Source organism: Caenimonas terrae (assembly GCF_042655405.1).
GTDB classification, from domain to species: Bacteria; Pseudomonadota; Gammaproteobacteria; order Burkholderiales; family Burkholderiaceae_C; genus Ramlibacter; species Ramlibacter terrae_A.
In genome coordinates this window covers 202,541-227,072 of the sequence record NZ_JBHSMF010000010.1, presented here as the reverse complement: position 1 = coordinate 227,072, position 24,532 = coordinate 202,541, and the positions used below count along the sequence as shown (strand labels likewise).

The 24,532-nt window shown below is 70.4% G+C and carries 23 protein-coding genes; 8 read left to right on the top strand and 15 right to left on the bottom strand.

Annotation, left to right across the window (positions count from 1 at the left end; all coding sequences use genetic code 11):
- Window positions 1-11: 11 nt before the first annotated feature.
- Window positions 12-1,007 carry an endolytic transglycosylase MltG gene (gene mltG, locus ACFPOE_RS20290; RefSeq protein WP_376852141.1) on the bottom strand — a complete coding sequence of 332 codons (996 nt, stop codon included), beginning with the start codon at window positions 1,005-1,007 and terminating at the stop codon, window positions 12-14.
- 48 nt (window positions 1,008-1,055) lie between these two features.
- Here mltG and ygfZ point away from each other — a divergent pair, with 48 nt between their 5' ends.
- Window positions 1,056-1,973 carry a CAF17-like 4Fe-4S cluster assembly/insertion protein YgfZ gene (gene ygfZ / locus ACFPOE_RS20285; protein ID WP_376852140.1) on the top strand — a complete coding sequence of 306 codons (918 nt, stop codon included), beginning with the start codon at window positions 1,056-1,058 and terminating at the stop codon, window positions 1,971-1,973.
- Here ygfZ and ACFPOE_RS20280 read toward each other — a convergent pair.
- On the bottom strand, window positions 1,949-4,246 hold the full coding sequence (locus ACFPOE_RS20280; RefSeq protein WP_376852139.1) for an O-antigen ligase family protein: 2,298 nt from the start codon (window positions 4,244-4,246) through the stop codon (window positions 1,949-1,951). The two genes, ygfZ and ACFPOE_RS20280, sit on opposite strands and share 25 nt — an antisense overlap.
- Before the next feature lie 3 nt (window positions 4,247-4,249).
- Window positions 4,250-5,110, bottom strand: coding sequence for a YbgC/FadM family acyl-CoA thioesterase (locus ACFPOE_RS20275; protein WP_376852138.1), 861 nt, complete (start codon window positions 5,108-5,110; stop codon window positions 4,250-4,252).
- A 41-nt stretch (window positions 5,111-5,151) separates the two neighbouring features.
- Between ACFPOE_RS20275 and ACFPOE_RS20270 the strand changes: the two genes are divergently transcribed.
- A complete protein-coding gene (locus ACFPOE_RS20270; RefSeq protein ID WP_376852137.1) occupies window positions 5,152-6,288 on the top strand; it encodes an iron-containing alcohol dehydrogenase in 1,137 nt (378 codons plus the stop codon).
- On the opposite strand, the gene ACFPOE_RS20265 is transcribed toward ACFPOE_RS20270, so the two are convergent.
- Both ACFPOE_RS20265 and ACFPOE_RS20260 read right to left on the bottom strand, forming a co-directional pair.
- Window positions 6,289-7,386 (bottom strand): phospholipase, encoded by a 1,098-nt coding sequence (locus ACFPOE_RS20265; RefSeq protein ID WP_376852136.1) that lies wholly within the window; start codon window positions 7,384-7,386, stop codon window positions 6,289-6,291. It lies immediately after the preceding gene.
- A gap of 4 nt (window positions 7,387-7,390) precedes the next feature.
- Entirely contained in the window at window positions 7,391-9,775 is a 2,385-nt protein-coding gene (locus ACFPOE_RS20260) for a Tex family protein (protein ID WP_376852135.1), read from the bottom strand.
- A gap of 133 nt (window positions 9,776-9,908) precedes the next feature.
- Between ACFPOE_RS20260 and ACFPOE_RS20255 the strand changes: the two genes are divergently transcribed.
- The 4 genes from ACFPOE_RS20255 (at window position 9,909) to ACFPOE_RS20240 (ending at window position 13,097) form a co-directional block, all read left to right on the top strand.
- Window positions 9,909-10,424, top strand: coding sequence for a hypothetical protein (locus ACFPOE_RS20255; protein ID WP_376852134.1), 516 nt, complete (start codon window positions 9,909-9,911; stop codon window positions 10,422-10,424).
- Between the two features lie 66 nt (window positions 10,425-10,490).
- On the top strand, window positions 10,491-11,222 hold the full coding sequence (locus ACFPOE_RS20250) for a DUF1223 domain-containing protein (RefSeq protein ID WP_376852133.1): 732 nt from the start codon (window positions 10,491-10,493) through the stop codon (window positions 11,220-11,222).
- An 88-nt stretch (window positions 11,223-11,310) separates the two neighbouring features.
- On the top strand, window positions 11,311-12,282 hold the full coding sequence (locus ACFPOE_RS20245) for a tripartite tricarboxylate transporter substrate binding protein (RefSeq protein ID WP_376852132.1): 972 nt from the start codon (window positions 11,311-11,313) through the stop codon (window positions 12,280-12,282).
- Entirely contained in the window at window positions 12,279-13,097 is an 819-nt protein-coding gene (locus ACFPOE_RS20240; RefSeq protein ID WP_376852131.1) for an amidohydrolase family protein, read from the top strand. The genes ACFPOE_RS20245 and ACFPOE_RS20240 overlap by 4 nt, the downstream gene beginning before the upstream one ends.
- A 9-nt stretch (window positions 13,098-13,106) precedes the next feature.
- On the opposite strand, the gene ACFPOE_RS20235 is transcribed toward ACFPOE_RS20240, so the two are convergent.
- Window positions 13,107-13,652, bottom strand: a complete 546-nt coding sequence (locus ACFPOE_RS20235; RefSeq protein ID WP_376852130.1) for a methylated-DNA--[protein]-cysteine S-methyltransferase — start codon at window positions 13,650-13,652, stop codon at window positions 13,107-13,109.
- Between the two features lie 23 nt (window positions 13,653-13,675).
- Between ACFPOE_RS20235 and ACFPOE_RS20230 the strand changes: the two genes are divergently transcribed.
- Together ACFPOE_RS20230 and ACFPOE_RS20225 are read left to right on the top strand one after the other, a co-directional pair.
- Window positions 13,676-14,593, top strand: a complete 918-nt coding sequence (locus ACFPOE_RS20230) for an aldo/keto reductase (protein WP_376852129.1) — start codon at window positions 13,676-13,678, stop codon at window positions 14,591-14,593.
- Window positions 14,594-14,651: 58 nt separating this feature from the next.
- Window positions 14,652-15,320 (top strand): DUF6064 family protein, encoded by a 669-nt coding sequence (locus ACFPOE_RS20225; protein WP_376852128.1) that lies wholly within the window; start codon window positions 14,652-14,654, stop codon window positions 15,318-15,320.
- Here ACFPOE_RS20225 and ACFPOE_RS20220 read toward each other — a convergent pair.
- From ACFPOE_RS20220 to ACFPOE_RS20180, 9 genes are all read right to left on the bottom strand, one after another.
- Window positions 15,292-16,200 carry an SDR family oxidoreductase gene (locus ACFPOE_RS20220; RefSeq protein ID WP_376852127.1) on the bottom strand — a complete coding sequence of 303 codons (909 nt, stop codon included), beginning with the start codon at window positions 16,198-16,200 and terminating at the stop codon, window positions 15,292-15,294. The two genes, ACFPOE_RS20225 and ACFPOE_RS20220, sit on opposite strands and share 29 nt — an antisense overlap.
- The gene (locus ACFPOE_RS20215) at window positions 16,197-17,153 is read right to left on the bottom strand and encodes a glutathione S-transferase family protein (RefSeq protein WP_376852126.1); all 957 of its coding nucleotides are present in this window, start codon (window positions 17,151-17,153) and stop codon (window positions 16,197-16,199) included. Before ACFPOE_RS20215 ends, ACFPOE_RS20220 begins: the two co-directional genes overlap by 4 nt.
- 16 nt (window positions 17,154-17,169) lie before the next feature.
- Window positions 17,170-18,846 carry an isovaleryl-CoA dehydrogenase gene (locus ACFPOE_RS20210; protein WP_376852125.1) on the bottom strand — a complete coding sequence of 559 codons (1,677 nt, stop codon included), beginning with the start codon at window positions 18,844-18,846 and terminating at the stop codon, window positions 17,170-17,172.
- Between the two features lie 15 nt (window positions 18,847-18,861).
- Complete coding sequence (locus ACFPOE_RS20205; RefSeq protein ID WP_376852124.1) at window positions 18,862-19,878, bottom strand: NADP-dependent oxidoreductase; 1,017 nt, start codon at window positions 19,876-19,878, stop codon at window positions 18,862-18,864.
- A gap of 19 nt (window positions 19,879-19,897) precedes the next feature.
- Window positions 19,898-20,320: a PaaI family thioesterase gene (locus ACFPOE_RS20200; RefSeq protein ID WP_376852123.1), complete on the bottom strand. Its 423-nt coding sequence runs from the start codon at window positions 20,318-20,320 to the stop codon at window positions 19,898-19,900.
- Between the two features lie 4 nt (window positions 20,321-20,324).
- Window positions 20,325-21,116: an SDR family oxidoreductase gene (locus ACFPOE_RS20195; RefSeq protein ID WP_376852122.1), complete on the bottom strand. Its 792-nt coding sequence runs from the start codon at window positions 21,114-21,116 to the stop codon at window positions 20,325-20,327.
- An 81-nt stretch (window positions 21,117-21,197) separates the two neighbouring features.
- Window positions 21,198-21,401 (bottom strand): hypothetical protein, encoded by a 204-nt coding sequence (locus tag ACFPOE_RS20190; RefSeq protein WP_376852121.1) that lies wholly within the window; start codon window positions 21,399-21,401, stop codon window positions 21,198-21,200.
- On the bottom strand, window positions 21,401-23,242 hold the full coding sequence (locus tag ACFPOE_RS20185) for an acyl-CoA dehydrogenase (protein ID WP_376852120.1): 1,842 nt from the start codon (window positions 23,240-23,242) through the stop codon (window positions 21,401-21,403). The genes ACFPOE_RS20190 and ACFPOE_RS20185 overlap by 1 nt, the downstream gene beginning before the upstream one ends.
- A gap of 113 nt (window positions 23,243-23,355) precedes the next feature.
- Window positions 23,356-24,531: an acetyl-CoA C-acyltransferase gene (locus ACFPOE_RS20180; RefSeq protein WP_376852119.1), complete on the bottom strand. Its 1,176-nt coding sequence runs from the start codon at window positions 24,529-24,531 to the stop codon at window positions 23,356-23,358.
- Window position 24,532: the final 1 nt, after the last annotated feature.

Below are 24,532 nucleotides of genomic sequence, written 5' to 3'. Positions count from 1 at the left end.
CTGCGCGGCGCTCATTGGCCGCGCTGGAACTTGTTGACGGCGCGGTTGTGCTCGTCCAGCGTCTCGCTGAACTGGCTGCTGCCGTCGCCGCGGGCGACGAAATACAGCGCCTTCGAGTCGGCCGGATGCACGGCTGCTTCCAGTGCGGCCTTGCCCGGCATCGAGATCGGCGTCGGCGGCAGCCCGGGCCGGGTGTACGTATTCCATGGCGTGTCGGCCTGCAGGTCCTTCTTGTGCAGGTTGCCGCCGAAGGCACTGCCCATGCCGTAGATCACGGTCGGATCGGTCTGCAGCGGCATGCCCACCCGCAGCCGGTTGTTGAACACGGCGGCCACATGGGGCCGGTCGGCGGCCTTGCCGGTTTCCTTCTCGACGATGCTGGCCAGGATCAGCGCCTCGTCCGGCGACTTCACCGCGGTGGCCGGCGAGCGCTGCTCCCAGGCGGCGGCCAGGTGCTTGTCCATCGCCCGCAGGGCCCGCTTGAGCACCGCAACGTCGCTGGTGCCCTTGGAGTAGGTGTAGGTGTCCGGGTAGAAGCGCCCTTCCGGATGCACGCCCGGCTTGCCGACCATCGCCATGATGGCGTCGTCCGCCAGTCCCCTGGTGTCCGGCTTCATCTGGTCTTCCCTGGCCAGCGCGGCGCGGAACTGGCGGAAGGTCCAGCCTTCGACCAGCGTCACGGCACGCAGTGCTTCCTCGCCGCGGGTCAGCTTGGCCAGCAGGCGGTGCGGCGTGATGCCGTTGGCCAGCTCGTAGTTGCCGGCCTTGATCAGCTTGCCCTTGCCGGACAGGCGGAACCACCAATAGAGCAGCTCGGGTTCGACGTCGACGCCGGCCTTGGCGACCGCCAGCGCGACGGCGCGCGGACGGGTGCCCGGCTCGATCGACAGGTCCACGCTGGCGCCCGGCAGCCGCATCGGCTGGTAGACCCACCACAGCGCCCAGCCGCCGGCGCCCAGGGCAAGCAGCGCGGCCAGCAGAAACACCGTCCCCAGAAACCGTCGCATCCTGCCCTTACGTCGTCGAGTGATTGCAGCGACGATGATAATTCAGCCATGACCCATCCCCTGAACGGCGCCTGCGCCCTGCCCCACCTCGGTGTCATTCGTGTCCAGGGCGAGGACGCCGCCAAGTTCCTGCAGGGCCAGCTGACCCAGGACTTCGTGCTGCTGGGCCCCGCGCAGGCGCGGCTGGCTGCCTTCTGCACCGCCAAGGGCCGGATGCAGGCCAGCTTCATCGGCTTGCAGCGTTCGCCCGGCGAGATCCTGCTGGTCTGCAGCCGGGACATCCTGGCGCCCACGCTCAAGCGCCTGTCCATGTTCGTGATGCGGGCCAAGGCCAAGCTGACCGACGCCAGCGCCGACGTCGCCCTGTTCGGACTGGCCGGCGCTGCGCTGGAGGGGCTGCCGGCCACGCTGGGCGAGCCCTGGAGCAAGGCCGACGTCGGCCCGGCGCAGGTCGTCGGCCTGTATCCCGCGGACGGACAGCGGCGTGCGCTCTGGATCGCCCCGGCCGACCAGCCCGCACCGGGCGGCGCGGCGCTTGACCACGCCCTGTGGCTGTGGGGCGAGGTGCGCAGCGGCGTCGCCACCATCAGCGCGCCGATCGTCGAGGCCTTCGTGCCGCAGATGCTCAACTACGAATCGGTGGGCGGCGTGAACTTCAAGAAGGGCTGCTACCCGGGCCAGGAAGTGGTGGCCCGCAGCCAGTTCCGCGGCACGCTCAAGCGCCGCGCCTTCCTGGCGCACTGCGATGCCGAGCTGTCCGCCGGGCAGGAGGTGTTCCATGCATCGGACGCCGAGCAGCCTTGCGGCACCGTGGCCCAGGCCGCCGCCGCGCCGGCAGGCGGCTGGGATGCCATCGTCTCGATGCAGGTCGCGGCCGCCGCCGATGGCCGCCTGAGCGCCGGCAGCAGCGCCGGGCCGCAACTGCGGCTGCTGCCTCTGCCCTACTTGCTGCTGGCCGACGTCTGAGTCGACGCCGGCGGGGCGCTGCCCGTCAGCCCCAGCTGGTTCCACAGGGCCTGTGGAATTTCGGTCTGTAGCGCCGGGCGGGCACCGGCCGGCGTCATCTCGATCGCGCTGCGGAAGGCGTCCAGCGCCCTGGCCGGGTCGTGCAGCTGCGGCGAGTAATACAGGTTGCCCAGTTCCAGGTAGGCGGACGAGCGCGCCTGCGGCAGGCGCTCCGCCATCAGCTGCAGGGCGCGCACCGCCAGCGGATAGTCGCCGGCGCGCCGGGCCAGCGCCACCGTCGCCCGCAGCAGGTCGTAGTCCACCACGTTCTGGTCCAGCGTCTTGCGCGCCAGCGCCAGCGCTTCGTCGTTCTTGCCGCTGCGGCTCAGCAGGATCACCTCCAGCGAGCGCACGGCCGGCGCGTCCGGCTGCAGCCTGGCGGCGCGCTCGAGATAGACCAGGGCCTGCTGGGGATTGCCGGTGGAGGCGTAGCCGCGGGCGATATTGGTCATGATCGCCACGATGTAGGGGCGTGACGACAGCACCGATTCCCAGATCCAGATGGCGTCGGTCCAGTCGCCCCAGCGCGCCAGTTCGTCGGCCACCAGCGGCGTGATCTTGCGGTAGTGCCGGTTGATCGCGATGCCTTCCCGGATCAGGCCCAGCAGCTCGCTCTTGTAGCGGTTGTATTTCGGGTTGTTGTAGTCGCCGGTGCTGCTGATCGACAGCGCCAGCTTGGTGGCGCGGACGATCTTCTTTTCCGCCAGCGCCGCCTGCTGCGTGATGTAGATCGCCAGGGCGATGCAGGCCACGCTGGCCAGCGCCGCCGAGCGCGACCAGGCCGGGCGCCAGCGCAGCGGCATGGCGGCCCAGCGGCCTCGGATCCCCAGCCGGGCGTCGGACGCCGCCAGCGCCGCCAGGCAGACCGCGAACAGCGCGCCGGTGGAGGCCATGCGCCACGGAAAGCCCATGTTGCTCACCATCATCAGCGCCAGCAGGCTGCACAGCACCAGCGCCCGCAGCGGCGCCTCCGCCAGCCCCTGCTCGGTCTTGTCGCGCAGCGTGCGCCAGGCCGATGCGATCAGGTAGGCGAACAGCGACAGCATGAAGGCCCAGCCGACCAGGCCGTATTCGGCCAACAGCTGCAGGAACTCGTTGTGGACGTAGAAGTCCGTCTCCAGCTGCTCGCCGGTGGCCTGGTACAGCGGGATGTCGCTTTCCCAGGCGCCGGCGCCGACGCCGCTGAACGGCCGGGCCCGGATCATGGTGGCCGTGGCCTTCCACATCACCATGCGGATGCCGATCGAGGCGTCGTTGGGCGAGATGGCCGCCGTGCGTTTGAAGCCGCGCTCCAGCCCGGTGTTGCCGCGCGCCTCGGTCCTGATGCTGTTGTTGGCGGTGGGAATGGACCCCAGCGCCAGCACCGTGATCAGCAGCAGCCCGGCCGCCAGCACCCGGCGCAGCGCGTCCCACTGCCCGATCGCCAGCTGCTTGCGGTACAGCCACGCGATCAGCGGCAGGACCACCAGCAGCTGCAGCCACATGGCGGTCAGCGCGCTGCGGGTGCCGGTCATCAGGATCGCCACCAGCACCAGCCCGCTGGTGATCGCCAGCAGCGCGATCTGGCTGGTCTGGCGGGCGCGCAGCAGCAGCAGCGCCGAGAACGGCAGGGTGCAGACCGCGAATTCGGCGAAGAAATTGCGGTTGACGAAGGTCGACGCCGGGTTCGGCCCCTGCGGAAACAGCCTGAAGTCGACCAGGAACTGCAGCACCGCCCACAGCGCGGCGATTGCCGCGCCCCCGTGCACGCCCCAGCCCAGCCAGGGCAGCCGCTCGCGCGACAGCGTGTTCAGGCCCAGCCACACGATCACGCTGAAGATGAACCAGCGGATCGCCTCCACCGCGCCCAGGTAGGTGTGCGACCAGGCCATGCTGCCCAGCGCATAGGCCATCAGCATCAGCGGCAGCCAGACGATGGCATGCCAGCGCAGCGGCTCGCTGCGCCGGCGCTGGTGCCAGAAGAACATCAGGGCCGCGGCCAGGGCGGCGAACGAGACCACGATCGACTTGAGCGTGTCCTGCAGCATTTCCTCGTAGGGCACGCCCAGCGCCGGCGCCAGGAAGACCGCGAGCATCAGGAAGGCCACCGTCCAGTCGTCGCCGGTGATCTCGGCGGGCAGGCCCGCGGCGGCCGGCCTGGCGGATGCGGCCGGCGCGCGCACCGGCGCTGCTGCGGCAGTAAGGGCGGCGGCGGCCGGCGTGGCCTGAGCCGGATTGCGTTTCTTGCGCGCCATCGCTCAGCCCAGCGCGCGCGTCATCTCGACGTGCGCGATGCCCGCTTCCTCGAACACCTCGCCGCGCGGCTGGAAGCCGAGCCGGGCGTAGAAACTCTGCGCGCTGCGCTGCGCGTGCAGCAGCACCTCGCGGTCGCCGCGGGCCCTGGCCGCAGCCATGAGCGTTTCCAGCAACTGCTCGCCGAGGCGGCAGCCGCGCAGCACGCGGTGCACCGCCATCCGGCCGATCCTGGCGCTGCCGGCCTCCGACGGCAGCAGGCGGCCCGTGCCGACGGCCTGGCCCAGGCGGTTGTAGGCGACGGCATGCAGCGCCGTGGCGTCCGCTTCGTCCCATTCCAGGTCCTTGGGGATGCGCTGCTCCTGCACGAACACCTCGGTGCGGATCCGGGTGGCGTCCGCTCCCAGCTGCGCCCAGGCGCCGGTGCGGACCTGGACCGGCGGTTCCCCGGCCTCGAAGCCTTCCAGCATCTCGCGCAGCATCGCCGGCACCGGGCGCGAGGTCTGCGTCGCCGGATCGGCGAACACGTAGACCAGCTCGCCGGTGACCAGCAGCTCGTCGCCGCGAAAGATTGCGCCCTGGAAGCCCATGGAGGAATTGCCGATGCGCGCGCACTTCATCGCGACGTCCAGCCGGTCGTCCATCCGGGCCGACGCGTTGAATTCGACGGTCGCCTTCTTCAGGTAGATGTCGCCTTCCAGCAGCAGCATCGCGTCCTCGTACGGCATCGCCAGCGCGCGCCAGTAGTCCGCGATGGCGGTGTCGAAGTACATCAGGTAATGCGCGTTGAAGACGATTTTCTGCATGTCCACCTCGGCCCAGCGCACGCGCAGCCGGTGGGTAAAACGGAAGTCCTGTTGGGTCATGGTGCAGTAAAGTGACTGGTTTCCATCGTACCGGAGCCGCCATGGCCTTCATCTACTACGTCACCCAGGTCCAGTTCGACTACGGCGCCGTGAAGCTGCTCAAGCAGGAATGCGAGCGGGTGGGCATCACCCGGCCGCTGGTGGTCACCGACCCGGGCGTGAAGGCCGCGGGCGTGCTGCAGAAGGCGCTGGACGCCCTGGCCGGACTGCCGGTGGCGGTGTTCGACCAGACGCCGTCCAATCCCACCGAAGCCGCGGTGCGGGCGGCGGTGGAGGTCTACCAGGCCAACCGCTGCGACGGGCTGATCGCGGTCGGCGGCGGTTCGGCGATCGATTGCGCCAAGGGCGTGGCGATCGCCGCCACCCACGAAGGTCCGCTGACGCACTACGCCACCATCGAGGGCGGCTCGCCCCGCATCACCGACAGGGTGGCGCCGCTGATCGCGGTGCCGACCACCAGCGGCACCGGCAGCGAAGTGGCGCGCGGCGCGATCATCATCGTCGACGACCACCGCAAGCTCGGCTTCCATTCCTGGCACCTGGTGCCCAAGACTGCCATCTGCGATCCGGAACTGACGCTGGGCCTGCCGCCCAGGCTGACGGCCGCGACCGGCATGGACGCCATCGCGCACTGCATGGAGACCTTCATGTCCGCCGCCTTCAATCCGCCGGCCGACGGCATCGCGCTGGACGGCCTGTGGCGCGGCTGGGGCCACATCGAGCGTGCGACCCGCGACGGGCAGGACCGCGAAGCCCGCCTGAACCTGATGAGCGCCTCGATGCAGGGCGCGATGGCGTTCCAGAAGGGCCTGGGCGCGGTCCATTCGCTCAGCCACAGCCTGGGCGGGGTGGACCCGCGGCTGCACCACGGCACGCTGAACGCGATGTTCCTGCCGGCGGTGGTGACCTTCAACGGCGAGGCGGACTCGGTGCGCAAGGACAACCGGCTCCAGCGGATGGCGCAGGCCATGGGCCTGCAGTCGGCCGGCGACATCCCGGCGGCGATCAAGGACATGAGCGCGCGCCTGGGTCTGCCGTCCGGCCTGGCCGAGATGGGCGTGCAGCGCGACTGGTTCGGCAAGATCATCGACGGGGCGATGGCCGACCACTGCCACAAGACCAATCCGCGCATTGCCAGCCGGGAAGAATACGAGGAACTGCTCGCCAGCTCCATGTGATCACAGCGGCTCGATCCGCGCCAGCTGCTGCGCCGGCTCCAGCGCGCACCACTGCGCGAATTCGTCGGCCAGCTGCTCGCTGGCGGACGCCGCCGCAGTCCAGGCCTTCATCCGCGCCGCCAGGTTGGTGCCGTAGCGCGTGAAGTCGGTGCGGTCCGGCAGCTTGCCGCCGGGCAAGGCGGCGATCCACGCCGGGTCCGGCGCCAGCAAGACGGTGGTGTCCAGGAAATGCGTCGCGCCGTGCCGCCACTTCAGGCCCTTGTCCAGCCAGCCCGGCACCACGGCCTGCTGGAAGTGCGGATACAGCACCAGCCCCTGCGGCCTGGCGTTGTAGTTCAGGTGCAGGTGGTAGTCGGTGATGCCGCCGTCCCAGTAGGCGCCGCGCGGCGCCCCGGGGATGTCGTGGATCGCCTTGAGCACGAACGGGATCGAGCAGCTGGCCTGCAGCGCCGGATTGAAGTTGGCTGCGCTCAGTGCCACCTGGCGGGTGCGGTAGTCGGTGCTGGCGAAGGGCAGCGCCACGGCGCGGCCGTCGGCGCCGGTGCTGGAAAACACCACCCGCTCCAGCCAGCCGCCCATCGCCTTGCGGTGCACGCCGTTGGCGAGGAACGCGCCCAGGTAGCCCAGCGGCGTGCGCCACGCGTGTTCGCGCCCCAGCAGGTGGCGCCCGCGCGAGGTGACGACGTGCAGCCGGTAGCGCGGGTGCTGCAGCACCTCGGCCAGCCGCCCGCCGTAGAACGACTCCAGGCTCTGGCCGAAGCGCTCGCTGACGTGGGCGGCGGTGGGGTTCTTGCGGCCGGGTTCGAGCTCGTAGTCCTGCGCGATGTAGTCGCGCTCCAGCCGCCCGAATGCCGCCACCGGATCATCCAGGCAGGCCGTCGCCATCCGCCAGGCGCCGATCGATGCGCCCACCAGGTGCACCGGTTGCTGCGACTGCGCCAGCCACTGGCCGAAGATGAAGCGGTCCAGCGGCCCGAGGATCAAACCCTTGGGACCGCCCGCGGCGCCCGGCACCACGCCGACGTCCTGCGGCCGCAGGCCCTGGCGCTCGATATGGGCACGGGCCGCGGGGCCGGCGTAGATCCGCAGCGCCCGCATCGGCTTACTTGCGCTGCAATTTGGCGAAGGCGCCGGCCATCGCGGTGTTCATCGGCGCGGCCGGCGCGCGCTGGCCTTGCGGCGGCCGCTGGCCCCGGCCCGCGCCTTCGTAGCGGTTCTCGCGGGGGGCGTCGCGGCGAGTGGGCGCGTCGCCCAGCTTCATCGACAGCCCGATCCGCTTTCTCGCCACGTCGACTTCCATCACCTTGACCTTGACGATGTCGCCGGTCTTGACGATCTCGCGCGCATCGGTGACGAACTTGTGGGACAGCTGGCTGACGTGGACCAGGCCGTCCTGGTGCACGCCCAGGTCGATGAAGGCGCCGAAGGCGGCGACGTTGCTCACCGTGCCCTCCAGCACCATGCCTTCGCGCAGGTCGGCGATGTCTTCCACACCCTCGTTGAAACGCGCCACCTTGAAGTCCGGACGCGGGTCGCGGCCCGGCTTTTCCAGCTCCGCCAGGATGTCCCGGATCGTGATCACGCCGAACTTGTCGTTGGCGAACAGCTCGGGCCGCAGCGTCTTGAGCATCTCGGCGCGGCCCATCAGCTCGGCGACCGGCTTGCCGGCCTGCGCCAGCATCTTCTCCACCACCGGATAGGTTTCCGGATGGACGCCGGTCATGTCCAGCGGGTTCTCGCCGCCGCGGATGCGCAGGAAGCCGGCGCTCAGCTCGAAGGTCTTGGCGCCCAGGCCGGAGACTTCCAGCAGCTGCTGGCGGCTGCGGAAGGCGCCGTTGGCTTCGCGCCAGCGCACCACGGACTTGGCGACGGTCCCCGACAAGCCGGACACGCGCGACAGCAGCGGCACGCTGGCGGTGTTGAGGTCGACGCCGACCGAGTTGACGCAGTCTTCCACCACCGCCTCCAGCGAGCGCATCAGCTCGCCCTGGTTGACGTCGTGCTGGTACTGGCCGACGCCGATCGACTTGGGATCGATCTTCACCAGTTCCGCCAGCGGGTCCTGCAGCCGGCGCGCGATGCTGGCCGCGCCGCGCAGGCTGACGTCGACGTCCGGCATTTCCTGGGATGCGAACTCGCTGGCGGAATAGACCGAGGCGCCGGCTTCGCTGACCACGACGCGCTGAATCTCCGTTCGCGTTGAGCTTGTCGAAACGCCGGCTTCGACAGGCTCAGCCCGAACGGTCAGGGACAGGCGCTTCATCAGGTCCCCCGCCAGCTTGTCGGTTTCCCGGCTGGCCGTGCCGTTGCCGATGGCGATCAGGTTGACGCCGTGCTTCTCGCACAGCTTGGCCAGCGTGTGCAGCGAGCCTTCCCAGTCGCGCCGCGGCTCGTGCGGAAAGACGGTCGACGTGTCGACCAATTTTCCGGTGGCGTCGACCACCGCCACCTTGACGCCGGTGCGGATGCCCGGGTCCAGCCCCATCACCACCCGCGGCCCGGCCGGCGCGGCCAGCAGCAGGTCGCGCAGGTTGTCGGCGAACACCTTGATCGCCACCTTCTCGGCGTCCTCGCGCAGCCGGGCGAACAGGTCGCGTTCGGTGGACAGCGACAGCTTGACGCGCCAGGTCCAGGCCATGCACTTGCGCAGCAGGTCGTCGGCGGCGCGGCCGGCGTGGCTCCAGCCCAGGTGCAGCGCGATCTTGCCTTCGGCGATCGACGGCTTGCCCGGCTCCGGCTCGACCGGCAGCACCAGCTTGGCATCGAGGATCTCCAGCTGGCGGCCGCGGAACACCGCCAGCGCCCGGTGCGAGGGCACCCGGCCGATCGGCTCGTCGTAGCCGAAGTAGTCGCGGAACTTGGCGACGTCGGGATGGTTCTGGTCCTTGCCGGCGGCCAGCGCGCTCTTGAACAAGCCTTCCTGCCACAGCCATTCGCGCAGCGTCTGCACCAGCGTGGGCTGCTCGGCCCAGCGCTCGGACAGGATGTCGCGCACCCCGTCCAGCACCGCGGGGACGGTGGTGAAGTCCTCGCCGCCCTCGCCTTTTTCCGCCTGCACGAAGGCCTGCGCCTCGTCGGCCGGAACGCGCGTGGGATCGGCGAACAGCAGGTCAGCCAGCGGCTCGATCCCCGCTTCCCGGGCGATCTGGCCCTTGGTGCGGCGGCGCGGCTTGTACGGCAGGTACAGGTCTTCCAGCTCCTGCTTGGTGGGCGCCGCCTCGATCGCCGCCCGCAGCGACGGCGTCAGCTTGCCCTGCTCCCCGATGCTCTTGAGCACCGCGCCGCGCCGCTCCTCGAGTTCGCGCAGGTAGCCCAGCCGCTGTTCGAGCTCGCGCAGCTGGATGTCGTCCAGGCCGCCGGTCGCCTCCTTGCGGTAGCGGGCGATGAAGGGGACGGTGGCGCCGCCATCGAGCAGGTCGACGGCGGTCTGCACCTGGTTCGCCTGGGCCCGGAGTTCGGCGGCGAGCTGCTGGATGATTTTCTGCATTCTGGAAGGATGGCCGGGAGCAAGGGCCGCGAGTTTGCCACAGCGGGCGGACAGCACTTCGGCATGTCCGCTGACAGCCCGGTACGGGCCGGCGTTTCCACAATGGGGCTGTCTCATCCACAGGAGCACAGACATGCGCCCTCGCCTGACCATCCTCCTCGTCGCCATCCTGCTGGTGGCGGGCTTCGCCGGCCTCAACTGGTCGGAATTCGTGCGTCCCACGCCGCTGAGCTTCGGCCTGTTCGTGATGGACGCGCCGCTCGGCCTGATCCTGCTGACCGTGCTGACCGTCACGCTGGTGGCCTTCCTGATCAGCAGCATCCACATGCAGACCGTGAACCTGCTGGACACGCGCCAGCATTCCAAGGAACTGCACGCCCAGCGCGAACTGGCGGACAAGGCCGAGGCTTCGCGTTTCACCGACCTGCGCCTGCACCTGGACGCCCAGATGAAGGAGATCCAGCAGCGCGAGGCGATCACGGCCACCGAGCTGGAAAAGGCAGTCGTCGCCGGCCAGCGCGAACTGCGCACCCAGCTGGAACTGATGAACCGCACGCTGGCCACCCGGCTGGCCGAGATCGAGGGCCGCGTGGACGCCCGCGCCGACCAGCACGCCCGCGTGCCGGGCTCCAGCACCATCCTGAGCTGAGGCGCGCCGCATCCAGCCGCGCCCGGCGCGCGTACAGGAGGAGAATCGAACTCCTGGAGCGCGCCCATGAACCTTCCGCTTCGCGCCTTTGTCGCTGCCGCCCTGCTGGCCGTCGGCGCTGCCGCGACCGCTGCCGGCCCGGCCTGCCGCGCCGAATCCGCCGCCACGCTGACGCCGGTGATCGAGCTCTACACCTCGGAGGGCTGCAGTTCCTGCCCGCCGGCCGACCGCTGGCTGTCCACGCTCAAGGCCGGTGCGGCCCAGGGCAAGGCCGTGGTCGAGGCGTTCCACGTCGGCTACTGGGACTCGCTCGGCTGGATCGATCGCTTTGCGGCGCCGGCCCATACCGCAAGGCAGAAACAGATCGCCGTCCTCAACGGCCTGTCGGCTATCTACACGCCGCAGCTGGTGCGCAATGGGCGCGACTGGCCCGACGCCACGCGGCGGCTCGACGCAGCCGCCGAACCCGCAGGGGCCCGCATCGCCATCCAGCGCAACCCCTCCGACGCCTTCGAAGCCAGCGTCACGCCGCTCGATCCGGCCGGCCGCTGGTCCGCCTACTGGACCGTCACCGAACACGGCCACGCCAGCAAGGTCAGGGCCGGCGAGAACGCCGGCGAATTCCTGCAGCATGACTTCGTGGTGCGGCAGTACGTGCCGGCCGGCGACTACCAGGGCGCGGCGCGGCTGGTGCTGCGTGCGGTGCCCGGCGAGGCCGGCCATCCGCGCCAGGTCAACCTGGTCGTGTACGACAAGGCCACCGGCAAGCCGCTGCAGGCACTCAGCATCGGCTGCTGACGGGCTTTCACCGATTGCCAGCCGGTCCGGCTTGCGCCAAGGTCCGACGACCCGTCGATCCGGCGGCATCGTCCAACCAAGGAGCACCATGGCCCGTTCCCTGATCGCCTTTGCGCTGGCCGCTGCCGCGCTCGCAGCGGCCGTATCGCCCGCCGTTGCCGAGGTCGCGGGCGGCAAGCCCGTGGTGCTGGTCGTGTCCTATCCGGTGGGTGGCGGCGCCGACCTGATGGCGCGGCTGATCGCGCCGCGCATGGCCGAGGCGCTGGGCCAGACCGTGCTGGTCGACAACAAGCCCGGCGGCGCCGGCCAGCTCGCCGGCGCCTATGTGGCGAAGGCGGCGCCGGACGGCGCGACGCTGCTGCTGGACGCGTCCAGCTTCGCTGTCACGCCCGCGCTGTACCCGCGCATGAGCTACGACCCGACCAAGGCCTTCACGCCGATCGCGGTGCTGGCCCTGTTCCCCAACGTGCTGGTGGCCTATCCGCAATTCCCGCCGGCCGACGTGCAGGGCGTGCTGGCCGCCGCTCGGGCCGCGCCCGGCAAGGTGGCCTTCGCCTCGTCGGGCAACGGTTCGGCGCAGCACTTGGCCGGCGCGCTGTTCGAGGACATCGGCAAGGTCAGCCTGCTGCACGTGCCGTACCGCGGCGGCGGCCCGGCGATGACGGACGTGATGGGCGGCCAGGTGCCGCTGTTCTTCGCCAACCTGGCCTCGTCGCTGCCGCAGATCCAGAACAAGCGCTTGCGGCCGATGGCAGTGACCAGCCGCACGCGCTCGCCGGCGCTGCCGAACGTGCCGACGATGGAAGAGGCGGGCCTGAAGGGCTACGAGGTCTACGAGTGGAACCCGGTGCTCGCCCCGGCGGGCATCAGCGCCGACACCCGCCGGCAGCTGGTGGCGGCGGTGCAGCGCGCGATGGCCGCGCCCGAGGTGCAGGAGCGCATCCGCACCCTGGGCGGCGAGGCCTTCACCGGCGGGCCGGATGCTGCGGCGAAGTTCCTGAAGGACCAGCGCGAGCTCTGGTCCGGCATCGTGCGGGAACGCAACATCAAGGCCGAATGAGCGCCGCAGCGGCCGGCGGCTGGGACTGCCACGTCCACGTCTTCGACGCCGCGGCGCCGGCCCTGCCCGGCCACTACCTGCCGCCGACGCGCACGCTGGCGATGCTGGCGGCGGCCGCGGTGGGGCTGGCCGACCGCTTCGTGCTGGTGCAGCCGAGCGTCTACGGCAGCGACAACACGGTGCTGCTGCAGGCCCTGCGCGGGTCCGGCGGCCGGCACCGCGGCGTGGCCGTCGTCGACCCGGCGATCGGCGCCGGCGAGCTCGACGCGCTGCACGAGGCCGGCGTGCGCGGCCTGCGCTTCAACCTGGTGTCGCCGGTGGGCAATTCCGACGCCGATGGCCTGGACCGGCTGGCGCCGCTGCTGCGCGAGCGCGGCTGGCATGTGCAGTGGTACGCGCGGCCGCAGCAGCTGGCGCAGATCGCGCTGCTGCAGGAGCGCCACGGCTTCACGCCGGTGCTCGACCACCTGGGCGGCCTGACGCCGGCGCTGCTGGCCGACGGCCCGCACTGGGAAGCGCTGCAGCGGCTGGCCGCGGCCGGCGGCTGGATCAAGCTCTCCGGCTGGTACCGGCTGCAGTCGGCCGCGCCCTACCGCGACATCGAAGCGGTGCTGCGCAAGGCGGCGGCGCTGTTTCCCGGCCGCAGCGTCTGGGGCTCGGACTGGCCGCACACCGCCTTCCTCGGTCCGGATGCGAAGGAAGCGCCGCCGGCGTACGCCGCCACCTGGCGGCCGGTGCCTGCTGCACTCGGTGAGGCGCAGGCTGGCGAGATCCTGCAGGCCAACCCGGCGCGCCTGTACGCGGCGAACGATTGACGCGCGCGCTCAGTCGAACAGGCCGGGACCGTCGCCCAGCTGCGCCTTCTCGATCTGCAGCATCCTGAGCTTGGTGGCGACGCCGCCGCCGGCGGAAAAGCCGCCCGAGCGCTTGCCGGCGGCCAGCACGCGGTGGCAGGGCACGATCGGCGCGAACGGGTTGTGGCCCAGCGCCTGGCCGACCGCCCGCGCCGCGCCCGGTTCGCCCAGCATCGCGGCCACCTCGCCGTAGCTCAGGGTCTGGCCGGGGGCGATGGCCCGGGCAATGGCGTAGACGCGCTGGTTGAACTCGGGCACGCCCGCCATGTCCAGCGGCACGTCGGCCAGCGTGTCCGTGGTTGCTCCATTCAGCAGTGCCCGCGTCCGTTCGATCACCTGCGCCACCCAGTGCGGCGGCGCAATCTGCCGCGCCTGCGGAAAGCGCCGCTGCATGCGGGGCGCGGTCTGCTGCGGATCGTCCTCGGGCAGCAGCACGCCGACGATGGCCGCCGCGCTCCAGGCGATGGCGCACTGGCCGATCGGCGTGTCGAACAGGCAGAAGCCACTGGCGTGCATCGGGCGATGCTATCGTCTTTGCCATGGGCAAGCCACCGTCCACCAGCCTGACGCGCCGCAGCCTGGTCGGCTGCGCAGCCGCGCTGCTGCTGCCGGCCGCCGGGCAGGCGGCATCGCCCCTGCTCACCAGGCCGATCCCCTCCAGCGGCGAGGCCTTGCCCGTGGTCGGGCTCGGAACCTGGATCACGTTCAACGTCGGCAACGATCCGGCGGCCCGGGCCGACCGGGCCGAGGTGATGCGGCAGTTCTTCGAGGCCGGCGGCCGGATGATCGATTCGTCGCCGATGTACGGCTCCTCGCAGCCGGTGATCGGCGAGGGCGTGGCGAAACTGCAGCCCGGAGCGACGCTGTTTGCCGCCGACAAGGTCTGGACTTCCTCCGATGGCGCCCGCCAGATCGAGCAGTCGAGGCGCCTGTGGCGGGTGCCGCGCTTCGACCTGCTGCAGGTGCACAACCTGCTGGCCTGGGAACGGCAACTGCCGCTGCTGTTCGAGCTCAAACGCAAGGGCGAGGTCCGCTACGTGGGCATCACCACCTCCGAGGCCCGGCGCCATGCGGAGGTGGAGCAGATCATGCGCGCGCAGCCGCTGGACTTCGTCCAGGTGACCTACAACATCCTGGACCGCGAGGTGGAGCAGCGCATCCTGCCGCTGGCGCGCGAGCGCGGCATCGCGGTGATCGCCAACCGGCCGTTCCGCGAAGGCGCGCTGATCGACGCGGTGCGCAGGCATCCGCTGCCGCCGTGGGCCGCCGAGATCGACTGTGCCAACTGGGCCCAGTACCTGCTCAAGTTCATCGTGTCCCATCCGGCCCTGACCTGCGCGATTCCCGCCACCAGCAGCGCGGCCCATGTGCGCGAGAACATGGGCGCGGCGCGCGGGCGCCTGCCCGACGAGGCCATGCGCAGGCGCATGGCGCAGCACGCCGGACGGCTGACATGAGGCGCACCGCCGTTGCGAAGGCGCACGGAACCGCAGCTCGTCGAGCGGAGGTTCCCCATTGACCGAGTGGTGGGCCTACGGGCTGTCGGACTTCCTGATGTTCTCGGCGCGCACCTGGCAGCGCACCCTGGAGCTGCACAACCGCGACTGGTTTCCGTCGCAGGCGCTGGCCACCTTGCTGGCCACGGTGATGCTGTTCGCGCTGCGCGCCCGCGCGGCCTGGGCGCCGCGCGCCGCACTGCTGGCGATGGCCATGGCCTGGGGATTCGTCGCCTGGGCCTTCCACTGGCAGCGTTACGCGCCGATCAACTGGGCGGCGCAGTATTTCGCGGCCGGTTTCGCGCTGCAGGCGTTGTTGCTGGCGTGGCGGGCATTGGCCGCGCCGCCAGCGCGCGTGGCGGACGGCGGCCTGCGCAGCCTGGTCGGCGACTTGCTGCTTGCGGCCGCCATCCTGTATCCCCTGCTGGCGCTGGCCGCAGGCCGGCCGCCGGTTGAAACCGAATGGGTGGGCCTGATGCCCGATCCCACCGTGCTGGCGACGCTGGGCCTGCTGCTGTCCCTGCATGGCGGGCGCAACCGGCTGCTGCTGCCGCTGCCGTTGCTGTGGTGCGCCATCACCGGCGCCACGCTCTGGACGCTGAAGTCGCCGCAATGGTGGCTGGCGCCGCTGGCCGGCGTGCTGGCGCTCGCGGCCTTTCCTATCCCGCCGCGCGCAGCGCCGCCCTGAGCTCGACGCCGATCTCCGGCCGGGCCAGGAACGGGTCCGGCGGGTTGTGCGCCTGCACGATCGCCTCCATCCGGCTTTGCACGTTGCCCAGCGCCTTGGGGTGGCTGAAGATGTAGAACTGGTCGGCCGCGACGGCGTCGAACACCTTCTGCGCCACTTCGGCCGCGGTGATCTTGCCGGAGCCGACCGCCTTGTCGCTCATCGCCTGGCCGATCAACTGGCTGCGGGTGGGCTTCTCGTGCGCCAGTTCGCCCGGCTTGTTGCGGTGGCTCTGGCTGATGCCGGTGGGCACGAAGTACGGGCACAGCACGCTGGCGCCGACCTGGTCGGTGACCAGCCGCAGGTCCTGGTACAGCGTCTCGGAGAAGCTGACCACCGCGTGCTTGCTGACGTTGTAGATGCCCATGTTGGGCGGCGTCAGCAGGCCCGCCATGCTGGCGGTGTTGACGATGTGGCCGCGCCAGGCCGGGTCCTTGGCCGCCGCCTCCAGCATCATCGGCGTGAACAGGCGCACGCCGTGGATCACGCCCCAGAGGTTCACGCCCAGCACCCACTCCCAGTCCTTGACCGAGTTCTCCCAGATCAGGCCGCCGGAGCCGACGCCGGCGTTGTTGAAGACGAAGTGCGGGGCGCCGAAGCGTTCCTGCACCGCCTGGGCCAGGGCCTCCATCTGCTGCGCGTTCGAGACGTCCACCTTGCGCGCCAGCACCGGCGCACCGGCGGCCTTCGTCTCGGCCTCGGCCCGCTCCAGCGCGTCCTGCTGGACGTCCACCAGCACCAGGTTCATCCCGAGCCGGGCGCCGATGCGCGCGCATTCCAGCCCGAAGCCCGAGCCGGCGCCGGTCAGCACCGCGGTCTTGCCCTTGAAGTCCTCGATCATGTTGCGTCTGCCTTCTTCAATACGTAGCCGATGCGGGGGAAATGGACGTGGACGGTGCCGGCGCGCGGGTCCTCGCGGCGCAGCGAGTAATGGGTGCGGGTGGCGGCGATCAGCTCGCCCTCGGTGGGCTCGGGCCCGAAGCTCTCGCCGGTGACCGTCACCCGGCTGCCCAGCGCAATGCCATGGTCGTCCTGGAACGCGCTGTCCACCAGCAGGTTGCCGCCGGCCGGCCGCGGACCGGCATTGCGGGCCACCTCGATCGCGTCGGCGGAGGTGAATTTCTCCGGCAGTCCGTGGCCGGTCGCGGCCATGCGGTCCATCCATTCGAGCACCGAGGGCGTGGCCGCCAGGATGTCGGCCATCGCAGGCGTGCGGGTGCGGGTGAACCACAGCGGGTGGTAGGCGGCGAAATCGGCGACGCAGGCGTCGATGCCGAACAGGAAGTCGTGCTCGTCGGCCATGTGGGCGATGCGCCGCAGGTACGAGCGGTAGGCGCTGGCCGCATCCGCCGGCCGCAGGGAGGTCATGTTCACCCGCATCGCCTTGCGGTCCTCGGCGAAGCTTCTGGCGAATTCCGGCGGCGCGTCGGCGAACACCTGGGCCGCGCCGCCGGGCTGGAAGTTGTACGCCATCGCGGTCCAGAACAGCGTGCTGTCCGCCCACTGCGCGAAGATGCGGCACACGCCCTTGAGGTGGGCGGGGTACAGCGTCGGCTCCGGCGCGATGTGTTCCAGCACGTCGCAGATCAGGGCCGTGTCGCAATAGACGTCGGCGCCGACCTGCAGCACCGGCGTCTTGCGGTAGCCGCCGGTCAGGGCCAGGACGTCGGGCTTGGGCATGACGGCGGGAATCAGCACCGACTTCCAGGCCAGCTTCTTGAAGCCCAGGATCAGGCGGATCTTCTCCGCGAAGGGCGAGGTCGGGTAGTGGTGCAGGATCAGTTCGGTCGGCATGAAGTCTCCGTTGTTGTCAGCGCGGCATGGCCCGGGCGATGATGGCGTCGAAATCGGTGTGCGCACCCAGGGTGCCGAACACCGGCCCCCAAGCGCCGCCCAGGGGCGCGTTCGGCATCCAGCCGGCCAGGCGCGAATCGCAGAAGGCCGCAAACACGGCCGCCGGGGCGCCCTGGTACAGCAGCGCGGCCTGGACCGCCAGCGCCACGTCCTGGGCCAGCCGGCGCGCTTCCACCTCGGTGGCCAGTTGTTCCACCTGGGCCGGCAGCGCGGCCACCAGCCGGTCCAGCGCGGGATGCGCGCCCTTCGCCGGAGCCAGTTCCTTGGCCAGCGCGGCGCCGGCATCGGCCTTGCGCAGCGCCCGCAGCAGGTCCAGCGCCATGATGTTGCCGGCGCCTTCCCAGATCGAATTGACCGGCATCTCGCGGTAGATCCGGGCCATGATGCCCTCGCCGCCCTCCTCCACGTAGCCGTTGCCGCCCAGGCACTCCATCGCTTCCTCGGCGAAATGGCTGCCGCGCTTGCAGATCCAGAACTTGGCCACCGGCGTCAGCAGCCGAGCGATCGCCGCCTCGTGGGCGTCGGCGCCGTCGTCGAAGGCGCGGGCCAGCCGGATCGCCAGCGCGGTCGACGCCTCCGATTCCAGCGCCAGGTCGGCCAGCACGTTGCGCATCAGCGGCTGCTCCAGCAGCGGCTTGCCGAAGGCCTGGCGCTGCGCCGTGTGGTCCAGCGCGATGGCCAGCGCCTGGCGCATCAGGCCGCTGGTGCCGAGCGCGCAATCGAGCCGGGTCATGGTGCCCATCTCGAGGATCTGCGGCACGCCGCGGCCTTCCTCGCCGACCAGCCAGGCCGTGGCGTTGTCGAATTCCACTTCGGAGCTGGCGTTGGCCTTGTTGCCCAGCTTGTCCTTCAGCCGCTGGATCCGGATGGCGTTGACGCTGCCGTCCGGCAGCACGCGCGGCAGGAAGAAGCACGACAGCCCGGCGCCGCTTTGCGCCAGCACCAGGAAGGCGTCGCACATCGGCGCCGACATGAACCACTTGTGGCCGGTGATGCCGAAGCGCCGGCCCCAGCCGTCCGTGCCCTGCTCCGCCGCCGCCGTGGTGTTGGCCCGCACGTCGGAGCCGCCCTGCTTCTCGGTCATGCCCATGCCCATGGTCAGGCCCGGCTTGTCCTTCCACAGCTTCAACGCCGGGTCATAGGCGCGGCTGGCCAGCTTCGGGCCCCAGTCGGCGTAGATCGCCGCATTGCGGCGCAGCGCCGGCGTCACCGCATAGGTCATCGAGACCGGGCACAGGATCGAGGGCTCCAGCTCGGTGAACAGCATGAAGCCGGCGGCGCGCAGCACGTGCGGGTTGGCCGCCTGGGCGCCCTCGCCCCAGGGCGTTCCGTGCAGGCCGGCGCCGGTCGCCGCCGCCATCAGCGCGTGGTAGCTGGGATGGAATTCCACCGTGTCGGTGCGGCGGCCGAAGCGGTCGTGGCTGCGCAGCTGCGGCGGATGGACGTTGGCCAGCCGGGCGTGGGCCTGCATGTCGGCCGTCCCCAGGGTCGCGCCGAGCGCCGCCAAAGGCCCGGTGTCCAGGGCGGGCGCGTTGAACTTCAGCGCGTCGCGCAGGGCCCGGTTGCCCTCGAACAGGTTGTAGCCCGCCAGCGGCGCCGGCTGGTTGAAGACCTCGTGGGTGGCATCCGCCATGGCGCCCTCCCGCGCTCAGACCAGCTTGACCAGCTGCTTGCCGAAGTTGCGGCCCTTGAGCAGGCCCAGGAAGGCCTCGGGCGCCGACTCGATGCCCTGGGCGATCGACTCGCGCGGCCGCAGCTTGCCGCTGCCCACCAGCGTGCCCAGCTCCTTGAGCGCGTCCGGCCACACTTCCATGTGCTCGCTGACGATGAAGCCCTGCACCTTCATCCGGTTGGTCAGGATCAGCTGCGGATAGGTCATCGGCACCGGCTGGCCGTCATAGCCGGCGATCATGCCGCACAGGGCGATGCTGCTGAAGGCGTTCATGCGCAGCATCACGGCGTCCATCACCATGCCGCCGACGTTCTCGAAATAGCCGTCGATGCCGTCGGGCGCCGCTTCCTTGAGCGCCTTCGACAGCGAAGCCGCGTCCTTGTGCTGCTTGTAGTCGACGCAGGCGTCGAAGCCCAGCTCCTTGGTGACGTAATTGCACTTGTCGGCGCCGCCGGCGATGCCGACCACCCGGCAGCCGCGGGCCCTGGCCAATGCGCCGAAGGCGCTGCCCACCGCGCCGCTGGCGGCGCTGACGGCCAGGGTCTGGCCGGCCTTGGGTTCGATGATCTTCACCAGCCCGTACCAGGCGGTCACGCCCGGCATGCCGACCGCGCCCAGGTAGTGGGACAGCGGCACGTGGGTGGTGTCCACCTTCTTGAGCGCGCCGGGCTGGTCGGCGTTGACCACGCTGTATTCCTGCCAGCCGCCGAAGCCCACCACCTTGTCGCCAGGCTGGTACTTGGGCGAGCGGCTCTCCACCACCTCGCCGGCCGTGCCGCCCTGCATCACCTGGCCCAGCGGCTGCGGCTGGGCGTAGCTCTTGGCGTCGTTCATGCGCCCGCGCATGTACGGGTCCAGCGACAGGAAGTGGTGGCGCACCAGCACCTCGCCGTCCTGCAGCGCCGGCGTCTCGGCGCTCACCAGCTTGAAGTTGCCCGCCACCGCTTCGCCCTGCGGCCGGTTGTCGAGATGGATCTGTCGGTTCTGTGTCATGGGTTGCTCCTGCGGAATGTCAGTCGGTCGAAATGACGTCGCGCCCCGGGGGCTGGCGCTGGACGTACTTGAAGGTGCCGGTGGCGTGGGCGCAGGGCCTGCCCTCGCCGTCGTGGATCGTGCCTTCGGTGAAGGCCATGGAGCGGGTTCGGTGCATCAGCCGGCCCTTGCCGGTGAGCAGGCCGACGCAGGGCTGCATGAAGGTGGTCTTCATCTCGATGGTGACGACGCCGATGTCCATGTCCACGCTGCGCGCGGCCGTGGCCAGCGTCACGTCCAGCAGCGTCATGATGGCGCCGCCGTGCGTCACGCCGAAGGAGTTGAGGTGCTCGGGCCGGGGCAGGAAGCGCAGCTCCGACTGCCCGCCCTCCATCATCACCAGCTCGAAGCCCAGGTGGCTGACGAACGGGATCTCGACGCCGAAGAGCTTCGGTGCGCTCAAGGCCTCAGCCCCCGGTGACGACGCTGACGCCGCCGTCCACCGCCAGCCACTGGCCGGTGATGTGCTTGCCGGCGTCGGACGCGTACAGCACGGTGATGCCCTTGAGGTCCTCGTCGTCGCCCAGCCGGCGCAGCGGCGCGTGCTCGGCGAGCTTGTCCTCGCCCAGGTTCTTCAGGGTGGCGGCCGTCATCTTGCTGGGGAAGAAGCCAGGGCAGATCGCGTTGACCGTGATGTTGTACTTGCCCCATTCGGCGCCCAGCGCCTTGGTGAAATTGACCACCGCGCCCTTGGAGGTGTTGTAGGCGATGGTGGTCATCTCCGGCGGGTTGCCGCCCAGGCCGGCGATCGAGGCCACGTTGATGATGCGGCCGCTGCGGCGCGCGATCATGCTGCGCTTGGCGACCTGCTGCGACAGGATGAAGTAGCCGCGGATGTTGAGGTTCATCACCTTGTCCCAGGCCTCCACCGGATGGTCCTCGGCCGGTGCGCCCCAGGCGGCGCCGGCGTTGTTGACCAGGATGTCGATGTCGCCCATGCGCTGCAGCGTCTCGTCGGCCAGCCGCCGGATGTCTTCCTCCTTGGCGCAGTCGGCCGCGATCCAGCGGGCGTCGATGCCCGCCGCCTGCAGGTCGGCCGTGGCCTCCTCCAGGTCGCCGGCCTTGCGCGAGCTCAGCATGATGCGGGCGCCGGCCTCGCCGAGCGCGTGGGCCATCTGCAGGCCCAGGCCGCGCGAGCCGCCGGTGACCAAGGCGGTCTTGCCCTTGAGGTCGAAGAGTTGCATTACGGTGCGGGTCATTGCCGGTTTCTCCTGGAGAGTCGTTGTTTGCGCCGATTGTGCGACGGTGGGGCGGGGTTGTCGTGTCCCCGCCGCGATATTTCAGCGGTCCGGGCCGAGCCGCGAGCGCACCCAGATCAGCAGCACGCCGGCCGCGGCCAGGCAGCCGCCCAGCACCATCAGCGTCCAGCCGGTTGCCGTCGCCACCGGCCGGCTGGCGATGCCCAGCACCGCGGTGAGCAGCCCGCCGAAGATGAGGACCCAGATCAGCACGTCGAGGCGGGCCTTGAGCGGCGTCATCGGCATCAGAAGGACTCCTCCGGCATGTCGGCGCAGGTCGGGTCGCGCGCCGACACCACGTTCAGCCAGGCGCCGATCTTGGGCAGCTCGTAGTGGAAGAAGAAGCGCTGCGCCCGCAGCCGCCCTTCGCGCGCCGCACCGGCCGGCGCGGCGGCGGCGACCAGCGCCACGTCCAGCCAGATCCAGGCCAGCACCATGTGGCCGAAGGCCTGCATGTACGGAACCGCGTTGGCCAGCGCCTCGCCCGGCACGCCGGTGGCCCACGCCGCCTTGGTGGCCGCGCCCACCTGCTGCAGCGCGGCGGCCAGCGCGCTGGCGTCCGCGGCCAGGTCCGGCTTGTTGGTCGCGCGCTCGATGGTGGCGTTGATGCGGCCGGCCAGCAGCTGCAGGCCCTTGCCGTCCTCCATCAGCACCTTGCGCCCCAGCAGGTCGGCGGCCTGGATGCCGTGCGTGCCCTCGTGGATCATGTTCAGGCGGTTGTCGCGCCAGTACTGCTCCACCGGGAAGTCGCGGGTGTAGCCGTAGCCGCCGTGCACCTGGATCGCCAGCGAATTGGCCTCCAGGCACCATTCGCTCGGCCAGCTCTTGGCGATCGGCGTCAGCACCTCCAGCAGCAGCCTGGCGTCGTCGGCCACTGCCGGGTCGGCCGTGTGCTGCTCGTCGACCAGCCGGGCGCAATACAGCTCCAGCGCCAGCGCGCCCTCGCAATACGACTTCTGCGCCAGCAGCATGCGCTTGACGTCGGCGTGTTCGATGATGCGCACCTGCGGCTGCGCCGGGTCCTTGCCGGCCGGACCCAGCGGGCGGCCCTGCGGGCGGTTCTTCGCGTAGTCGAGCGAGGCGTAATAGCCCGCCAGGCCGAGGACGACGGCGGCGGTGCCGACGCCGATGCGCGCCTCGTTCATCATGTGGAACATGCAGCGCAGGCCTTCGTGCGGCCGGCCGACCAGGTAGCCCACCGCCCCGGCTTGCGCCTGTCCTGCGCCTGTGGACGGGACCGGGAACCGGCCCTCGCCGAAATTGAGCAGCGTGTTGGTGGTGCCGCGCCAGCCCAGCTTGTGGTTCAGGCCCGCCAGCGCGACGTCGTTGCGCACGCCGGTGAGCTGGCCGTCGGTGCCCACCATCTTCTTGGGCACGATGAACAGGGAGATGCCGCGGGTGCCCGGGATCAGCTTGCCGTCCGGCCCCGGGATCTTGGCCAGCACCAGATGAACGATGTTCTCGGTCAGCTCGTGGTCGCCGGCCGAGATCCACATCTTGTTGCCGGTGAGGCGATAGCGCGGCCCGAGCGGATCGTTCTCGAAGTCCGGTCCGTCGGGCACCGCACGGGTGGCGATGTCGGACAGCGACGAGCCGGCCTGCGGCTCCGACAGGCACATCGTTCCCGCGAAGCGGCCGTTGAGTTCATTGCGCGCGAACACCGCCTTCTGCATCTCGGTGCCGTGCACCAGCAGCAGGTTGGCGTTGCCCTTGGTCAGCAGCGCCGAGCCGATGCTCACCGAGGCCAGGCCGAAGAAGCCGTTGGCCGCCGCCTCGATGGTGTAGGGCAGCTGCATGCCGCCCTCCTGGTAATCCTGCGCCGCGCTCAGCATGCCGGATTCGGCGTAGGCCCGGTGCGCGTCATGCGTGGCCTGGGGAAGAATGACCTTGTCGCCGTCCAAGCGCGGCTCCTCGGTGTCCACCGTGCGGTTGAACGGCGCGTATTTCTCGCGCGCGATCCGCTCGCAGGTGTCCAGCACCGCGTCGAAGGTCTCGCGCGAATGGTCCGTGAACCGGGTGCGCCGCGTCAGGTCCTCGGCGTGCAGCCAGTCGTACAGCAGGAAGTCGAGGGTTGCACGCAGGGACATTCATTCTTCCTGATCACATTGCCGGCGAAGGCGCGGCGGCTATCGCTACGACAAGACTTGTGGCTGTTCAATCAAACAGGAAAGCGCCGGGCCGCCCCAAATTTTCTCAGTGATTAGAGAACTTCGAAGATGCCGGCCGCGCCCATGCCGCCGCCGATGCACATGGTGACGGCCACCCGCTTGGCGCCGCGGCGCTTGCCCTCGATCAGCGCGTGGCCGGTCAGGCGCTGGCCCGACACGCCGTACGGATGGCCCAGCGCGATGGCGCCGCCGTTGACGTTCAGGCGGTCGTTCGGGATGCCCAGCTTGTCGCGGCTGTAGATCACCTGCACGGCGAAGGCTTCGTTCAGTTCCCACAGGTCGATGTCGTCGACCTTCAGGCCCAGCTTCTTGAGCACCTTGGGCACGGCGAACACCGGGCCGATGCCCATTTCGTCGGGCTCGCAGCCGGCCACCGCGAAGCCCAGGAAGCGGCCCAGCGGCTTGAGGTTGTGCTTGCTGGCGTATTCCTCGCTCACCACCACGCAGGCGCCGGCGCCATCGGAGAACTGGCTGGCATTGCCGGCAGTGATCACGCCGCCGGGCAGGGCCGGCTTGATGCCGCTGATGCCTTCCTTGGTCGTGCCTTCGCGCGTGCCCTCGTCCTTGCTGACGGTCACTTCCTTGGTGCGCAGGCCCATCACCGCGTCGGCGACGCCGGCCATCACGGTGATCGGCGCGATCTCGGCGTCGAACTTGCCGGCCGCCTGCGCGGCGCAGGCCTTCTGCTGGCTGGCGGCGCCGTATTCGTCCATCGCGTCGCGGCCGATGTCGTAGCGCTTGGCGACCTGTTCCGCGGTCTGCAGCATCGACCAGTAGATCTCGGGCTTGAGCTTTTCCAGTTCCGGGTCCTTGAGCATGTGGGTGTTCATTTCCTGCTGCACGCAGGAGATGCTCTCCACGCCGCCGGCGACAAACACCTCGCCCTCGCCGGCGATCACGCGCTGCGCGGCCAGCGCGATGGTCTGCAGGCCGGAGGAGCAGAAGCGGTTGACCGTCATGCCGGAGACCGTGACCGGCATCCCGGCCATCAGCGCGATCTGGCGCGCGATGTTCATGCCGGTGGCGCCCTCGGGATTGGCGCAGCCCATGATCACGTCCTCCACCGCGCCGGCGTCGATGCCGGCGCGCAGCAGCGCGTGCTTGACGGCGTGGCCGCCGAGCGTGGCGCCGTGGGTCATGTTGAAGGAGCCCTTCCAGCTCTTGGCCAGGGGGGTGCGGGCGGTGGAAACGATCACGGCGGAGGTCATG

Coding starts and splice junctions, on each gene's coding strand:
- ACFPOE_RS20235 (WP_376852130.1), bottom strand. CDS start 13,652: ATGCACGCCAGTGGCTTCTGCCTGTTCGACACGCCGATCGGCCAGTGC.
- ACFPOE_RS20195 (WP_376852122.1), bottom strand. CDS start 21,116: ATGACCCGCACCGTAATGCAACTCTTCGACCTCAAGGGCAAGACCGCC.
- ACFPOE_RS20260 (WP_376852135.1), bottom strand. CDS start 9,775: ATGCAGAAAATCATCCAGCAGCTCGCCGCCGAACTCCGGGCCCAGGCG.
- ACFPOE_RS20270 (WP_376852137.1), top strand. CDS start 5,152: ATGGCCTTCATCTACTACGTCACCCAGGTCCAGTTCGACTACGGCGCC.
- ACFPOE_RS20215 (WP_376852126.1), bottom strand. CDS start 17,153: ATGCCGACCGAACTGATCCTGCACCACTACCCGACCTCGCCCTTCGCG.
- ACFPOE_RS20255 (WP_376852134.1), top strand. CDS start 9,909: ATGCGCCCTCGCCTGACCATCCTCCTCGTCGCCATCCTGCTGGTGGCG.
- ACFPOE_RS20250 (WP_376852133.1), top strand. CDS start 10,491: ATGAACCTTCCGCTTCGCGCCTTTGTCGCTGCCGCCCTGCTGGCCGTC.
- ACFPOE_RS20190 (WP_376852121.1), bottom strand. CDS start 21,401: ATGCCGATGACGCCGCTCAAGGCCCGCCTCGACGTGCTGATCTGGGTC.
- ACFPOE_RS20275 (WP_376852138.1), bottom strand. CDS start 5,110: ATGACCCAACAGGACTTCCGTTTTACCCACCGGCTGCGCGTGCGCTGG.
- ACFPOE_RS20230 (WP_376852129.1), top strand. CDS start 13,676: ATGGGCAAGCCACCGTCCACCAGCCTGACGCGCCGCAGCCTGGTCGGC.
- ACFPOE_RS20180 (WP_376852119.1), bottom strand. CDS start 24,531: ATGACCTCCGCCGTGATCGTTTCCACCGCCCGCACCCCCCTGGCCAAG.
- ACFPOE_RS20205 (WP_376852124.1), bottom strand. CDS start 19,878: ATGACACAGAACCGACAGATCCATCTCGACAACCGGCCGCAGGGCGAA.
- ACFPOE_RS20265 (WP_376852136.1), bottom strand. CDS start 7,386: ATGCGGGCGCTGCGGATCTACGCCGGCCCCGCGGCCCGTGCCCATATC.
- ACFPOE_RS20280 (WP_376852139.1), bottom strand. CDS start 4,246: ATGGCGCGCAAGAAACGCAATCCGGCTCAGGCCACGCCGGCCGCCGCC.
- ACFPOE_RS20220 (WP_376852127.1), bottom strand. CDS start 16,200: ATGATCGAGGACTTCAAGGGCAAGACCGCGGTGCTGACCGGCGCCGGC.
- ACFPOE_RS20245 (WP_376852132.1), top strand. CDS start 11,311: ATGGCCCGTTCCCTGATCGCCTTTGCGCTGGCCGCTGCCGCGCTCGCA.
- mltG (WP_376852141.1), bottom strand. CDS start 1,007: ATGCGACGGTTTCTGGGGACGGTGTTTCTGCTGGCCGCGCTGCTTGCC.
- ACFPOE_RS20210 (WP_376852125.1), bottom strand. CDS start 18,846: ATGGCGGATGCCACCCACGAGGTCTTCAACCAGCCGGCGCCGCTGGCG.
- ACFPOE_RS20240 (WP_376852131.1), top strand. CDS start 12,279: ATGAGCGCCGCAGCGGCCGGCGGCTGGGACTGCCACGTCCACGTCTTC.
- ACFPOE_RS20185 (WP_376852120.1), bottom strand. CDS start 23,242: ATGTCCCTGCGTGCAACCCTCGACTTCCTGCTGTACGACTGGCTGCAC.
- ygfZ (WP_376852140.1), top strand. CDS start 1,056: ATGACCCATCCCCTGAACGGCGCCTGCGCCCTGCCCCACCTCGGTGTC.